The sequence below is a fragment of the Pseudonocardia oceanicola genome (genome assembly GCF_047200735.1).
In the GTDB taxonomy this organism is placed as follows: Bacteria; Actinomycetota; Actinomycetes; order Mycobacteriales; family Pseudonocardiaceae; genus Pseudonocardia.
In genome coordinates, this window is sequence record NZ_JBJZON010000001.1 from 699,112 (window position 1) to 712,682 (window position 13,571).

13 protein-coding genes are annotated in these 13,571 nt (G+C 75.3%); 4 read left to right on the forward strand and 9 right to left on the reverse strand.

The window, feature by feature from the left end; genetic code table 11:
- Positions 1–571: 571 nt before the first annotated feature.
- Together ACL02T_RS03225 and ACL02T_RS03230 are read right to left on the reverse strand one after the other, a co-directional pair.
- On the reverse strand, positions 572–745 hold the full coding sequence (locus ACL02T_RS03225; RefSeq protein ID WP_412829111.1) for a GNAT family N-acetyltransferase: 174 nt from the start codon (positions 743–745) through the stop codon (positions 572–574).
- Positions 746–875: 130 nt separating this feature from the next.
- Positions 876–1,862 carry a pirin family protein gene (locus ACL02T_RS03230; RefSeq protein WP_412829112.1) on the reverse strand — a complete coding sequence of 329 codons (987 nt, stop codon included), beginning with the start codon at positions 1,860–1,862 and terminating at the stop codon, positions 876–878.
- Between the two features lie 233 nt (positions 1,863–2,095).
- Between ACL02T_RS03230 and ACL02T_RS03235 the strand changes: the two genes are divergently transcribed.
- A complete protein-coding gene (locus ACL02T_RS03235) occupies positions 2,096–2,983 on the forward strand; it encodes an SMP-30/gluconolactonase/LRE family protein (RefSeq protein WP_412829113.1) in 888 nt (295 codons plus the stop codon).
- A 16-nt stretch (positions 2,984–2,999) separates the two neighbouring features.
- A complete protein-coding gene (locus ACL02T_RS03240) occupies positions 3,000–3,422 on the forward strand; it encodes a TIGR03668 family PPOX class F420-dependent oxidoreductase (protein WP_412829114.1) in 423 nt (140 codons plus the stop codon).
- Between the two features lie 26 nt (positions 3,423–3,448).
- Here ACL02T_RS03240 and ACL02T_RS03245 read toward each other — a convergent pair whose 3' ends face one another.
- The 4 genes from ACL02T_RS03245 to ACL02T_RS03260 all read right to left on the reverse strand — a co-directional run bounded on the left by ACL02T_RS03245 (position 3,449) and on the right by ACL02T_RS03260 (position 5,936).
- Positions 3,449–4,207 (reverse strand): alpha/beta fold hydrolase, encoded by a 759-nt coding sequence (locus ACL02T_RS03245; protein ID WP_412829115.1) that lies wholly within the window; start codon positions 4,205–4,207, stop codon positions 3,449–3,451.
- A 115-nt stretch (positions 4,208–4,322) separates the two neighbouring features.
- Positions 4,323–4,718 (reverse strand): MmcQ/YjbR family DNA-binding protein, encoded by a 396-nt coding sequence (locus ACL02T_RS03250; protein ID WP_412829116.1) that lies wholly within the window; start codon positions 4,716–4,718, stop codon positions 4,323–4,325.
- Complete coding sequence (locus ACL02T_RS03255; protein ID WP_412829117.1) at positions 4,715–5,089, reverse strand: VOC family protein; 375 nt, start codon at positions 5,087–5,089, stop codon at positions 4,715–4,717. Before ACL02T_RS03255 ends, ACL02T_RS03250 begins: the two co-directional genes overlap by 4 nt.
- A 10-nt stretch (positions 5,090–5,099) precedes the next feature.
- Positions 5,100–5,936, reverse strand: coding sequence for a helix-turn-helix domain-containing protein (locus tag ACL02T_RS03260; protein ID WP_412829118.1), 837 nt, complete (start codon positions 5,934–5,936; stop codon positions 5,100–5,102).
- 53 nt (positions 5,937–5,989) lie between these two features.
- On the opposite strand from ACL02T_RS03260, the gene ACL02T_RS03265 reads away from it, so the two are divergent.
- Positions 5,990–8,404, forward strand: a complete 2,415-nt coding sequence (locus tag ACL02T_RS03265; protein ID WP_412829119.1) for a SpoIIE family protein phosphatase — start codon at positions 5,990–5,992, stop codon at positions 8,402–8,404.
- A 13-nt stretch (positions 8,405–8,417) separates the two neighbouring features.
- Here ACL02T_RS03265 and ACL02T_RS03270 read toward each other — a convergent pair whose 3' ends face one another.
- A complete protein-coding gene (locus tag ACL02T_RS03270) occupies positions 8,418–8,642 on the reverse strand; it encodes a TipAS antibiotic-recognition domain-containing protein (protein WP_412829120.1) in 225 nt (74 codons plus the stop codon).
- Positions 8,643–8,847: 205 nt separating this feature from the next.
- Positions 8,848–9,066, reverse strand: coding sequence for a hypothetical protein (locus ACL02T_RS03275; RefSeq protein ID WP_412829121.1), 219 nt, complete (start codon positions 9,064–9,066; stop codon positions 8,848–8,850).
- A gap of 207 nt (positions 9,067–9,273) precedes the next feature.
- On the opposite strand from ACL02T_RS03275, the gene ACL02T_RS03280 reads away from it, so the two are divergent.
- Positions 9,274–10,392 carry an NAD(P)/FAD-dependent oxidoreductase gene (locus ACL02T_RS03280; protein ID WP_412829122.1) on the forward strand — a complete coding sequence of 373 codons (1,119 nt, stop codon included), beginning with the start codon at positions 9,274–9,276 and terminating at the stop codon, positions 10,390–10,392.
- A 63-nt stretch (positions 10,393–10,455) separates the two neighbouring features.
- Here the strand turns inward: ACL02T_RS03280 and ACL02T_RS03285 are convergent, their stop codons facing one another.
- Positions 10,456–12,414 (reverse strand): transglycosylase domain-containing protein, encoded by a 1,959-nt coding sequence (locus ACL02T_RS03285; protein WP_412829123.1) that lies wholly within the window; start codon positions 12,412–12,414, stop codon positions 10,456–10,458.
- Positions 12,415–13,571 lie beyond the last annotated feature (1,157 nt).

Below are 13,571 nucleotides of genomic sequence, written 5' to 3' on the forward strand. Positions count from 1 at the left end.
TGCATGATCGTCGGAAGCGTGCGTGTGGGGCGGTGGTGAATGCCGTGGGTGCACGCGGGCGACGATCAAAGGAGCTGGAGGAGGCTCGCCGCGCAGTCATGATCGCCGTTGGTATGCACATGGTGCAGGCCGGACCGCCCTCGCTGCATCGACATGATGATCATGGACGGACTTCCCGATATGTGCGACTCGGTGCCCCGGAACTGCCGACTCGCGGCGCCGGAAGCCCCGACTCGCGGGAGCTCACACCGCGATTCGCGGGAGCTCACGGCGCGACTCGCGGGAGCTCACGGCGCGACTCGCGGGAGCTCACGGCGCGACTCGCGGGAGCTCACACCGCGACTCGCGGGAGCTCACAGCGCGACTCGCGGGAGCTCACGGCGCGACTCGCGGGAGCTCACGGCGCGACTCGCGGGAGCTCACGGCGCGGCTCGCGGGAGCTCACGGCGCGACTCGCGGGAGCTCACGGCGCGACTCGCGGGAACGAACTCCCGCGAGCCGCGGTGTTCAGGTCGCGACTCGCGGGGGTCGCCGGGCCCGACCGCCCTCAGAGTTGTACTCAGAGTTGTACTCAGAGGCCGTACTGCGGGCGGGCCTCGACCGGGACGAGGTCGACGTAGTCGGGGTGCTTCTCGATCCAGCCCCGGACGAACGGGCAGTCCGGGTACACCGACAGGCCCCGCTTGCGGGCGTCGTCCAGGGCGAACCGGACGAGCGTCCCGCCCAGCCCCTGGCCCTCGTACATCGAGTCGATCTCGGTGTGCGTGAAGGTGATCTTCCCGGCTCGGCCCGGTAGTTCGTGAACCCCGCGAGCCTCCCGTCGACGTGGATCTCGAATCGGGACCACTCGGCGACGTCGAGGATCAGGGGTTCACTCATGCCGTCGATCCTCCCAGGGAGCCGTGCGGCACGTACGAGGCCGGGATCACGCCGAGCTTCCCCTTCTGGTAGTCCTCGAAGGCGGCCAGCACCTCGGCCCGCGTGTTCATCACGAACGGGCCGCCCCACGCGACCGGCTCGCGGATCGGCCGCCCGCCGAGCAGGACGACGTCGAGCGCCGGGGTGCGCGAGTCCTGTCCCCGGTTGCCGGCCACCGTGATCAGGTCGCCCGGCCCGAACAGCGCCAGCTGCCCCCCGCGGATCGGCCGGTCGTCCTTCCCGACGGTCCCGGCGCCGGACAGCACGTAGACCAGCGTGGTGAAGTCCCGCCGCCACGGCAGCCGCATGCGGGCGCCGGGGGAGACGGTCGCGTGCATCATCGCCATCGGCGTGTAGGTCGACCCCGGGCCCTCGTGCCCGGCCAGCTCGCCGGCGATCACCCTGATGAGGGCGCCGCCGTCGGGCGTGGTGAGCAATGCGGACTCGCGCGCCCGCAGATCCTGGTACTTCGGCTCCAGCCACTTCTGCGCCTTCGGCAGGTTCACCCACAGCTGCAGGCCGTGGAACAGGCCGCCGCTGGCCACCAGCGCCTCCGGCGGCCGCTCGATGTGCAGCAGCCCGCCCCCGGCCGTCATCCACTGCGTGTCGCCGTTGGTGATGTTCCCGCCGCCGCCGTGGCTGTCCTGGTGCTCGAACTCGCCGTCGATGATGTAGGTGACGGTCTCGAAGCCGCGGTGCGGGTGCCACGAGGTGCCCTTCGGCTCGCCCGGCGCGTACTCGACCTCGCCCATCTGGTCCATGTGCAGGAAGGGATCGAGATCGCGCAGGTCGACCCCGGCGAAGGCACGCCGGACGGGGAAGCCCTCGCCCTCGTACCCCTGCGGCGCGGTCGTGATCGACCGGACGCCCCGGTCGAGGTCCGTGGGACCGGGCTCGGGGACGCGCGGCAGCGTGGTGACGTCGGCGACGGTGACGGCGGGCATCGGGACCTCCCGGGTCGGCGGGCATCTGATTGAGCTCGCAAGTACCGTGCTCAACCGTAGCGGGCCGGCAGCTGTTCCCCGCCGTGCGGGCACGGTTCCCGCCCGGCACACGATGGTGCTCTGGAAGCATCTCCGTACGTGATCGTCGGGCGGTCTCGACCGACCGCCCGCGCCCGACCAGACTGACCCGGTCGCACCCGCACCGCTGCGGGGGCCGGACCGGAGGGGGCAGCGTGGCCGAGCCGACCGTCGTGTTGGAGAAACTGTCGTTCCTGGAGGGCCCGCGCTGGCGCGGGGGCCGGATCTGGGTGAGCGACTTCTACACCCACCGGGTGCTCAGCGCCGAGCCGGACGGGACCGACCTGCGGGTCGAGGCCACCGTGCCCGCCCAGCCGTCGGGGACCGGGCTGCTACCGGACGGCCGGATGCTGATCGTGTCGATGCGGGACCAGAAGATCCTGCGCCGCGAGCACGACGGCACGCTGGTCACCCACGCCGACCTGAGCGGGCTCTCCCGCGGCATGCTCAACGACATGGCGGTCGACCGGCAGGGACGTTGCTGGGTCGGGTGCTTCGGCTTCGACCTGATGGCGGGCGCCGACCTGGAGACCGCGATCGTCATGCGGGTCGACCCGGACGGCGCGGCCGAGGTGGTCGCCGACGGGATGTACTTCCCGAACGGCACGGTGGTCCGGGACGACACGCTGATCGTCGCGGAGAGCTTCGGCAACCGGATGTCCGCCTTCGACATCCGCCCCGACGGCTCCCTCGGCGGGCGCCGGGACTGGGCCCGGTTCGGCGACCTCCCCACGACCCGGGACATCGCCGAGATGCTGCCCGGACTGGCCGTGGCGCCCGACGGGATCGCCGAGCCCGACGCCGAGGGCGCCATCTGGGTCGCCGACGCCGACCACCACCGCGCGGTACGGGTCCGCGAGGGCGGGGAGATCGTCGAGGAGGTCGTCCTCGACGATCTGCAGACCTACGCCGTGGCGCTGGGCGGCGAGGACGGCCGCACCCTCTTCCTGGCCTGCGCCCCGAGCTTCCTCGAGCACGAGCGCCGCGACACCCGGGACGCGGTGCTGCTGGCGACCCGCGTCGCGGTGCCGCTGGCGAGCTGACGGACAGGGTCGGGCCGTGCCGTCCCTCGACGAGCGCGCGTGCCGGGAACGGCTCGCGACGCACCCCGTCGCCCGGCTGGCCACCCTGCGCGACGACGGTACGCCCCGGCTCGTCCCCATCACCTTCGCGCTGGTCGACGGCCTGGTGTGCTCGGCCGTCGACGAGGTCAAACCGAAGCGCGGGCCACGGCTGGCCCGGCTCGCCGACGTCGCCCGGGACCCCCGCGCCGCCGTCGTCGTCGACGAGTACACCGACGACTGGGCACGGCTGTGGTGGGTCCGGGTCGACGCCACGGCCGCCGTCCACGAGGAGGGTGACCTGCGCGAGCGTGCGCTCGACGCCCTGCAGGCGAAGTACCCGCCCTACCGCGACGCCCGGCCCCGCGGCCCCGTGCTGGTCCTGACACCGACGGCGATCCGCGGCTGGTCGGCGTCGTGAGCGGTCGGCACGGCGACCACCGCCACTCAGCGGTCCCGCAGCCAGCCCGCGACGGTGGCGGCGACCAGGCCCGGGCGTTCGAGGTGCGGGGCGTGGCCGCCGTGGCACAGGAGCAGGTCGGTGGTGCCGCGGACGGCCTCCTGCACCGCCCCCACGTGCACCGCGGTGCCGTAGGGGTCGGCGTCGCCCTGGATCCCCAGGACCGGGCAGGAGATCCCGCCGAGCTCGGGGCGCAGGTCCCAGTCGCGGAAGGCCGGGTCGAGCCAGACGTCGTTCCAGTTGCAGAAGCAGACCTCGGCGTCGCGGTGGTGGCGGGCCATCCGCCGCGCGAGGTCGCCGGACTCGAAGGCACGCTTGGCCTCCTCGATCGCCCGCAGCCCGATCTCCTCCACGATCACGTGCGGGGCCAGCACGACGAGCCCGGACACCGGCAGGGCCGCGGCCGCGAGCAGCGCGATCGAGCCGCCGTCGCTGTGCCCGACGAGGACCGGGTCGGCCAGCTCCAGCGCCTCGACCAGGGCCGGGACGACGGTCGCAGCCTCCTCGTGCGCGAAGCGGATCGTGCGCTTGGCCGGCGGGAGGTCGGAGAAGCCGTGGCCGAGACGCGAGTACGCGACCGCCCGGCGTCCCGTGGCCTCGGCGACGCGCCGGTGGAAGCCGCGCCACAGGCCCACCGACCCCAGCCCCTCGTGCAGGAACAGCAGCGGAGCGCCGGAGCCGGTTCCCGGTACGTCCTCGTACTCGTACGCGGCGCCGTCGACCTCGACCCGGGGGAGCTCGCTCACGTCCCCGGAGTCTAGGAGCGCAGGGACTCCGGGAGCGCACCGAGCCTTCGAGCGCGCCGAGCCTTCGAGCGCGCCGAGCCTTCGAGCGCACCGAGCGCACCGAGCGCACCGAGCGCTACGAGCGGGCCCGGTCCAGGAGCGCGACCAGCTTCCGCGGGGCCACGGTGCGGTAGGCGTCCGTGACGAGCTCGGCGATCTCGTCCCAGTCGACCGGGACGTCGAGCCGCACGCCCACCCAGCCTCGGGTGCCCACGTAAGGTGGCCGGAAGAACCGCTCCGGGGCGGCCGCGACGAGCTCCTCCTGCACGCCGGGCGGGGCCGCACACCAGAAGGCGAGGCGGTCGTCGTGGTGGTGGTCGGCGAAGGTCACGAAGGTGCGGCGCACGAACCAGGTCGGCTCGCCGTGGCTGATCCTCTCGATGACCTCGGGCAGCGCGAGGCAGAGCGCGCGGAGCCGCTGCAGCGCGGCGGCCGCGCCCTGCGGGCCGCTCCCGGTGCCGCCCGCGGTCACGGGGCAGCCGGCCGGTAGGTCCCGAAGCACCAGACGTTGCCCTCCGGGTCGGCGACGGCGAACTCGCGGGACCCGTAGGGCTGGTCCGTCAGCCCGTACACCAGCTCGGCCCCGGCCCCGACGGCCTTGTCGTGCACCGCGTCCGGGGTGTCGGTGGTGAGGTAGAGGACCGCGCGCCCGGTGTCGAAGCGGTCGTCGCCGCCGGACCGGGCGCCGATCATGACCGCGCTGTCGTCCCAGAACACCTCGGCGTGGCCGAGCGACCCGTCGTCGGCGGTGGCGACGTGGCCCGCGGTCATCCCGAGGGTGCCGGTGAGGAACTCGACGGCGGCGCGGGGGTCGGCGTAGCGCAGTGTCACGTGGATGCCCATGCCGGAGAACCTAGGGAGTCGGGAGCGCCGGGTCTTGAACGAATGCGCACCGGTACGCGGTCGGGGTCACGCCCGCGAGGGCGCGGAACTCTCTGGTCAGGTGGGCCTGGTCGGCGTAGCCGCACTCGGCGGCGACCGAGGCGAGGTCCTGCCGCGGGCCCGGTGTCCCGAACGGGCCGCCGCCGACGACCAGGCCGGCGGCCCGCTCGAAGCGCAGCACCCGGGCCGCGGTCTTCGGGGCCAGGCCGACCTGCGCGCGGAACCGGTCGAGCAGGTGTCGGCGGCTCCAGCCCGTCCCGGCGGCGAGCTCGGCGATCCCGACCCCGCCGGCCCGCCGGACCAGGGTGCGCCACGCCCACGCGACCTCGGGATCCGGTGTCCGGGCCGGGTCCGCGAGCAGCCGCGCGGCGAGGAACGCCTCGACCCGGGCGAACCGCCGCGGCCAGTCCGGGTCCGTGGCGAGGCGCTCGGGCAGGGCGGCGAGCTCGGTGTCGTCGAGCTCGTCGAGGGCCGGGACCGCGCCGGTGAGCTCGGCCGTCGGCCGCCCGAGCAGCACGAACACCCCGAGCGGCGTGAGGTCCACCTGCAGGCCGTGCTGGTGCCCGCGGAACTCGGTGTGCACGGCCGAGGTCTGCATCCCGGCCAGGAACGAGCGCGGCGCGGCGGGCCCGGCCGGCCCGTACAGCCGGAGCGGCTCGCCGAAGCCGAGGATCAGCGCGCACGACCCGACCGGGGCCTGCAGCCGGCGCAGCGGCCGCGCGCTGTACTCGCGGTAGCCCTGCAGGCGGCGGACGTACCGGCGCAGCGCGGGGTGCGCCGTCCTGACCACGTACTCGCCGGCCTCCACCCGCCGAGTGTGGCCCGTATCGCCCGATCCGGGCGAGACCCCATAATGCGCGGATGCACGGGCCGCAGGCACAGCTCGCGGCGGACGTCGTCGCCGACCTGCCGGTCGGCCTGTTCGCGCTCGACGCCGGCGGCGGTGTGCTCCTGTGGAGTGCCGAGGCGGCCCGGCTGACCGGCTGGTCCGCCGACGTGGTGCTCGGTCGCAACGGGATCGACGCCGTCCGGCCGCCCGTCGACCTGGCCGCCGCCCGCGAGATGCTCGCCCGCGCCCGGTCCGGGCGGGTGAGCGACCCGCTGCCCGCCGCGGTGCCCACCGGCCGGCTCCTCTACGTGCACGCCGCGCCCGGCACCGGCGAGGTCGCGGTGGTCGGGGTGCTGCAGGACGCCACGGACGCGCGCATCGGGTTCGAGGCCTTCTCGCTGCTCGACGCCCTCTGGCAGAACGCCCCGGTCGGGCTGGCCTACTTCGACCGGGACCTGCGGTACCGGCGGGTCAACGCCGCCGTGACCAGCATCGACGGCGGCACCTCGGACGACCGGGTCGGCCGCACCCTCGAGGACGTGCACGGCGAGACGGGCGCGCGCCTCACCCGGCTGCTGCGCCAGGTGCTCGAGGACGACCGGCCGCTCACCCGGACCCCGTTCACCGGGCGGCTGTGGCACGGGCGCGGCCCGGAGCAGTCCTGGATGGTCAACTGCTACCCGGTGCACGACCGTGACGGCTCGGTGCTCGGCGTGGGCCTGGTCGTCGTCGACATCACCGAGGCCGAGCACACCCGCCGCGAGCTGGCCGAGCTGGCGGCGGCCCGGGAGTCGCTGCTGCGCCGCTACCGCAGTCTGGTCGACGCCACGTCGGCCGCGGTGTGGATCCGGGAACCCGACGGCAGCGCGCGCGAGGACTCGCCGAGCTACCGGGCCGTCACCGGGCAGGCCCCGCACCAGTACACGGGCTGGGGGTTCCTCGACGCCCTCCACCCGGAGGACCGGTGCAGCAAGCGCGCGGCGTGGGAGGCGGCCGTCGGCCGGGTCCGGGCGGGCCACGACGCGAGCTTCGAGCACGTCCACCGGCTGCGCACGGACACCGGGCGCTACCGGTGGTTCCGGTCGCGGGCGGTCCCGGTGCGCGAGGGCGGGCGGCTCGTCGAGTGGGTCGGCACCGAGACCGACATCGACGACGAGTTCCGGTCCCGGCACCGGCTCGACGTCCTGGCGGGGGCCACCCTCGCCGTCAACAAGGCGCTCGACCCGGAGACCGAACTGCTCGCCCTGGCCGACGCCGTGGTGCCGGAGTTCGCCGATCTCTGCCGGGTCTACCTCGTCGACGAGGCACGGCCGCTCGAACCCGGGCACCCGGTGCACGGCCGTCGCTCGGTCACCCGGGCCGCCCCCGGGCTGCCGCCGGTGCCCGGCGACATCGGCGGCGACGGCGCCGCGCGGTTCGTGTTCGGGCCGGACCACCCGCTCGCTCGGTCGGTGCGGACCGGGCGGCCGGAGCTGGAGCTCGACCCGCTCGCGGCGGAGCACTGGGCCGGCACGCCGGAGATGCACTCGTGGGCGCGGGCGGTCCGGATGAACTCCCGGCTGGTCGCCCCGGTGATCTCCGGCGGCGAGGTGATCGCCGCCCTGCTCTTCGCGAGCTGCGGCGACCGCGTGCCCTACACCGCCGACGACCTCGCGCTGGTCACCGAGCTGGCCGCGCGGGCCTCGGCGGCGGTCGAGCACGGGCGGCGGTTCCAGCAGACCCGACAGGTGTCGCTGGCGCTGCAGGAGTCGATGCTCACCGAGCCGCCCGCGATGGCCGAGGTCGGGATCGGCGGGATCGAGATCGCCGCGCGGTACCGGCCGGCCGCCGCGGAGCTGGAGGTCGGCGGCGACTGGTACGACGTCTTCCGGCTGCCCTTCGGCGACCTCGCCCTCGCGGTGGGCGACGTGGCCGGGCACGACCTGGCGGCCGCCGCCACCATGGGTCAGCTGCGCAGCATGCTGCGCGCGCTGGCGTTCGACAGCGACGGCTCCCCGTCGGACGTGCTGCGCCGGCTCGACCGGGTCGCCTCCCGGCTCGACGTCACCCGGTTCACCACGCTGTTGCACGGGCGGGTGCTGCTGCGGGGAGACCAGCGCGTCTTCCGCTGGTCGAACGCCGGACACCCGCTCCCGCTGCTCGTGGCGGCCGACGGCACCGCCCGGTACGCGAGCGGCGCCGTCGACGTCGTGCTCGGGGTGGACCCGGACCGGTTGCGCCACGACCAGGAGATCGTGCTGGTCCCGGGCGCCACCCTCGTGCTCTACACGGACGGGCTGGCCGAGCGCCGCGACGACGTCGACGACCGCGGCGCCCGCGAGCTGCTCGGGCTCGCGGCCGCGGGAGCGGGGCTGGACCTGGAGGCCTTCTGCGACCACCTGGTGTCCGGCTCGCCGGCCGACACCGGCGACGACGTCGTCGTGCTGGCGGTGCGCTACCGCGCCTGACCGGCGGCGCGGCTCAGCGGAGCGTGGCCCGTGCGTACACGGCCATCGCGTCCCGCAGGTAGGCCGCGAGCCCGGGCTCGTGCCGGTCGATGGTCGTGGTGAACCGCTCGTCCTCGAGGTACATGCGGCCGAGGGCGGTGGAGGCCTCGGCGTCGGGCTCCCAGAAGCGGCGGATCCAGGCGTGATGGCGCTCCTTCCGTCCGGGCGACGCGAGGAGTTGCCGCCGCGGCAACCGCAAGGCTTTCCGCGAGAGGATCGACCGGGTCGCTCCGGAGGGGCCCTCCGCCCGGGCGGGGGTCGCTCGGCAACGCCGGCGCGGCGGGGTTGCGGCACGAGCGTCCCGAACGGGTCGCCGCGATCCGGGACCGGCGATCTCCCGCGACCGAGCAGTGCCGGAGACCTTCGGCCCGTGATCGGTCGGGGCGTCGCCGCCGGGGGCGGCGTCAGTGCCAGGGAGCGGACCGGGCGCGCCGCGACAGCCGGACGTCGCACTCGATCCCGGCCGGGTCCAGCCCGGTGAGCACGGCGATCAGGTCGCGGGCGGCCGCCTCGGCGTCGCACAGGTCCCGGACGGAGGTGGCGGCCTCGATCTCCGGGACGTAGAGCACCAGGCTGCGGTCCGACGGCCAGGCGTCGACCGCGAAGTGCCGCGACGTGCTCACCCGCCCCACGGTAGTCGTCCCGGGGCGACCGGGCAGCTCCGCGCCGGAGGACCGCCGGGGTCGGACCGCGGGCCTACGGACCACGCACCCCGACCGGCGGGAGTGGGGAGCGAGACTCGCGGGAGCCCGGAACTCCAGTCGCGTGTGCCGGTGGTGACGGTGCTCACACCGCGTCACGCCGCGGTGGGGGTGCGGAGTCCCGAGGGCATGAACGCACTCGCGAAGGTCGTCGTCCTCGGCGGGGGATATGCGGGAACCCTCGCCGCCAACCACCTGCGGACCCGCGCCGACGTGGACGTCACGCTGGTCAACCCCCGCCCCGAGTTCGTCGAACGGATCCGGCTGCACGAGCTGGCGGCCGGCACCCGCGACGTCGCCGGGATCGACTTCGGCACGATCCTCGGCGAGGGTGTCCGGCTGGTGGTCGACGAGGCCATCCGGATCGACGCGCCCGCGCGTCGGGTGGACCTGGCCTCGGGCGCGGCCCTCGGCTACGACTACCTGGTCCATGCCGTCGGCAGCACCGCCCCCGTCCCGGCCGCGGCCTACACGGTGGCCGGGATCGAGCAGGCCCGCCGGCTCCGCGCGGCGCTCGCGGAGCTGCCCGCGGGCGCGCCCGTCACCGTCGCCGGGGGCGGGCCCACCGGCATCGAGACCGCCGCGGAACTCGCGGAGCGGGGCCGTGCGGTCACCCTGGTGACCGGCGGCACGCTGGCCCCGACCCTGTCGGAGCGGGGGCGGCGACGGGTCGCGACGACCCTGGCGGAGCTGGGCGTGACCGTGCTCGACGACGTGGTCGTCGAGGTGGGGGAGGACGCGGTCGTACTGGCCGGCGGGGTCCGGCCGAGCGCGGTCACCGTCTGGACCGCCGGGTTCGCGGTGCCGCAGCTCGCCGCACGCAGCGGCCTGCGCACCGACGAGCTGGGCAGGCTGCTCACCGACGAGACCCTCACCAGCCTCGACGACGACCGGGTCGTCGCCGCCGGGGACGCCGCGGCCCCGTCGGGCCGGCCGCTGCGGATGAGCTGCCAGACCGCGCTACCCCTGGGCCAGCACGCCGCACGGACGGTGCTGAGCCGGCTCGCCGGCACCGAGCCCGGGACCCTCGACCCGGCCTACGCCGGCACCTGCCTCAGCCTGGGCCGGCGGGCCGGCACGATCCAGGTGTCGCGCCGGGACGACACCCCCACCGGCCTCGTGATCGCCGGCAGGACGGCGGCACGCATCAAGGAGGCGGTGTGCCGGGGGACGGTCTGGTCGGTACGGCAGGGGAGGGCCGTCACGATGAAGGGCGGCCGGCGGCGCGCGCCGGAGACGGTGGCATGAAAATCCACGTCGAGCGGTTCAGCCGGCCGCCGCCGGCTCGCGGAGCGGCGGCCGACGACGAGCTCAGCCGCAGGGCGTGATCGAGCAGTCCTCGGTTCGGCTCGCCGGTGGGGCGCCGGGGGTGGTGGGGGGTTCGTCCGGGAACAGCGGGTCGTCCGCGTCCGGCAGGGCGCCGCTGCCCGGCGGCGGCTCGCTGGTCGGGGTCACGGGCACCGACGGGGGCGGCGGGACCTCCGACGAGGCGCTCGGCGGCGCGCTCGGGGTCGGCGTGGGGGAGGGTGTCGCGTTGGGCGGCAGGTCCGAGGCGGGCTCGCCGATCGGCCGGTAGGTCCCGAAGCTCTCCGGCGCGGGGTCCTCCTCGGCCGCCTGCCTCATGAAGGTCTGCCAGATCTCGCCGGGCAGGGACTTGCCCTCGACCGGGGTGCCCGAGGCCGTCCGGATCGGCGAATTCATGTCGGTGCCGATCCAGACCGCGGTGGTCAGGTCCGGGGTGAAGCCGGAGAACCACGCGTCGTTGTTCTCCCCCTCGAACCGGGACTGGACGGTGCCGGTCTTGCCCGCCACGGGCCGCCCGATGCCGAGCCCGTCGTTCGGGACCACGCCGAGCATCGCCTCGACGGTGTTGCGCGCGACCTGCTCGCTGAACCGCCGCTCGCCCGACGAGTCCGGGGCCTCGTAGAGCACCCGGTCGTCCGCGGTCACGACCTTCGAGATGAAGTGCGGGGCGTGCCAGACGCCGCCCCCGGCGATCGTGGCGTAGGCCGACGCCAGCTCCAGCGGCGTGACCTCCTTGTTCCCCAGCGCGATCCGCGCGTCGGGGTCGTCGAGCGGGGAGGTGATGCCTGCGGCCCGGGCGGCGGCGGCCACGTTCTCCGGCCCCACCTCGGCCGCCAGCCTCGTGAACACGACGTTGTTCGAGATCGTCATGGCCTGCTTGATGTCGCAGCGCGCGCAGTCGGCGCCGTCGGCGTTGCGCAGCCCGGTCCGCTCGCTGCCGTCGAACACGGTGCCGAGCCCGATCGGCGGGTCGTGGCTGAGCGCGGCGAGCACCACGAACGGCTTGAAGGTCGAGCCGGGCTGCTTGCTCACCCGGGCGTAGTCGAGCCCCACGCCGTTGTCCCCGCCGTAGTAGGCGCGCACCCCGCCCGTCCTCGGATCGATCGCGACGACTGCCGCCCGCAGGTTGTCCGGCTGCCCGTCGAGGGCGTTCTGCGCGGCCTCGACCGCACGTCGCTGTTGCTCCGGGTCGATCGTGGTCGTGATCCGCAGGCCGTCCTGGGCCAGGTCCTGGTCGGTGATGCCCAGCGAGTCCAGCTCCGCCTTGACGGCCGTGACGAGGTGCCCGCGGCTGTCCGAGTAGGCGCCGCTGCCCGGTGCCGCCTTGCGCTGCTGGGTGGCGGGGAACGTCGCCGCCGCGCGGTCGCCGGGGGACAGCCACCCCTGGCCCACCATGCCGTCCATCACGAAGTCCCAGCGCTGCACGGCCTTCTGCGGGTCGATCGCCGGGTCCCAGCGCGACGGGGACTGGATCACCCCGGCCAGCAGGGCGCCCTCGGCCGCCGTCAGCCGGCTGACGTCCTTGCCGAAGTAGGCCTGGCTGGCCGACTGGATGCCGTAGGCGCCGCGGCCGAAGTAGATCGTGTTCAGGTAGTCGGTGAGGATCTCGTCCTTGGACTTCTCCTGGTTCACCTTCAGCGACACGATCAGCTCCTTGTACTTGCGCCACAAGGAGACCTGGTCGCCGACCAGGGCGTTCTTCACGTACTGCTGGGTGATCGTCGACCCGCCGCCGATCCCGCCCTGCAGCTGGTTCCAGGCGGCGCGCAGGATCCCGGTCAGGTCGAAGCCCGGGTTGGAGTAGAAGCTGCGGTCCTCCGCGGCGAGCACGGCCTCCCGGACGTGCACCGGGATCTGGTCGACCGTCACCTTCGTCCGGTTGCCCTGTTCGGGCACGAGCCGCGTCAGGTCGGAGCCGTCGGCGTAGGAGATGGTGGCGACCTGGTTGTTGACGGCGTCGTCCACGGTCGGCACGGAGAAGCCGAGCCACCCGATCCCGAGCGCCAGCAGGGGCAGCAGGACGAACGCGGCCGCCCCGCCGAGGAGGCCCCGCGTGATCCGCCGGCGCCGGCGGGCGGTGCGCTCGGCGGGCGTGAGCGGCCGGCGGTGGGCGGAGCTGCCGTTGGCGCGGCGCAGCAGCGCGAGCGGGCCCTGCGAGGCGGTCTCGGGTGCCGGGGTCGGCCCGGTGCCCGGCGCGGTCGCCTTCCTGGGGTCCGGGGTCTGCCACCAGCCGACGCCGGTGCGCCCGCGGGAGCGACGGCTGCGGGATCGCGGGACGGCCGAGGCCCGGGTCCGGCCCGTGGTCCGGCCCGTGGTCCGGGCCGCTCCGGACTCGCTGCGCGCAGCCGTCCCGCGGCTGCGGGAGCGATCGGTCGGGCTGCCCCCGCCGGCGTCGCTCGTTCCTCGGTCGCCCGTGCGGGCCGCCTGCCCGGAGGCGCTGCGGGAGCGGTCGACCGGACCGGGGCGGGTCCTTCCGCCGGAGGGGAGCTCCGCCTCGTGGGACGTGTGCTCGGCCCCGCGGGACGGGTGCTCGGCCCTGCGGGACGGGTGCTCGGACCTGCGGGACGGGCCCTCGGACCCGCGGGAGGGGACCGAGCGCGACGGGCCGGCGGCGCGCCGCGGCGGGGGCGGCGTCGGACGGCCGGAGCCGGGGGGACCGGCGAGCGGACCAGGGGCCTCACGGCGGGCGGGCGGTCGGCCGGGCGCCGGGGTCGGCGACTGGGTGGGCGGTTGTGCAGCCCGGGGAGTCGGCGAGGCGGGCCGCGGGGGAGTCCGGTGCGCCGCCGACGGCGCGGGGGTCGGCGCGGGGGTCGGTGCAGCGGCCGGTGCGCCCGGCGCCGCGGCCGGCACGGGGCGGGCGGGTGCGGTGGTCCGGGCGCGGGGCTGCTGCGGCGGCCGGCCTGCCCGCTGCGCCGGTCCATGACCTCCTCCGGGCACTCGCTCGTCCTTCCCGTCGTCCGCCGTCCGCCGTCCGCCCCGACCCGGTGGCCGTGCGGGACGGCGGCCGGGCCGGCTCGGCCGTGCGGAGCACCCGCCGAGACCGTTCGGCCCCCGCACGACCGTCTTGCAGGTCAACGGGGGACCCCACGGGCACGGTGCGGCCGGGGATCGAACTCACCCGA

What these genes read in the sequence shown, in the direction of transcription:
- ACL02T_RS03230 (WP_412829112.1), bottom strand. Translation starts at nt 1,862, where the DNA reads ATGCCCGCCGTCACCGTCGCCGACGTCACCACGCTGCCGCGCGTCCCC.
- ACL02T_RS03265 (WP_412829119.1), top strand. Translation starts at nt 5,990, where the DNA reads ATGCACGGGCCGCAGGCACAGCTCGCGGCGGACGTCGTCGCCGACCTG.
- ACL02T_RS03280 (WP_412829122.1), top strand. Translation starts at nt 9,274, where the DNA reads ATGAACGCACTCGCGAAGGTCGTCGTCCTCGGCGGGGGATATGCGGGA.
- ACL02T_RS03225 (WP_412829111.1), bottom strand. Translation starts at nt 745, where the DNA reads ATGTACGAGGGCCAGGGGCTGGGCGGGACGCTCGTCCGGTTCGCCCTG.
- ACL02T_RS03255 (WP_412829117.1), bottom strand. Translation starts at nt 5,089, where the DNA reads ATGGGCATCCACGTGACACTGCGCTACGCCGACCCCCGCGCCGCCGTC.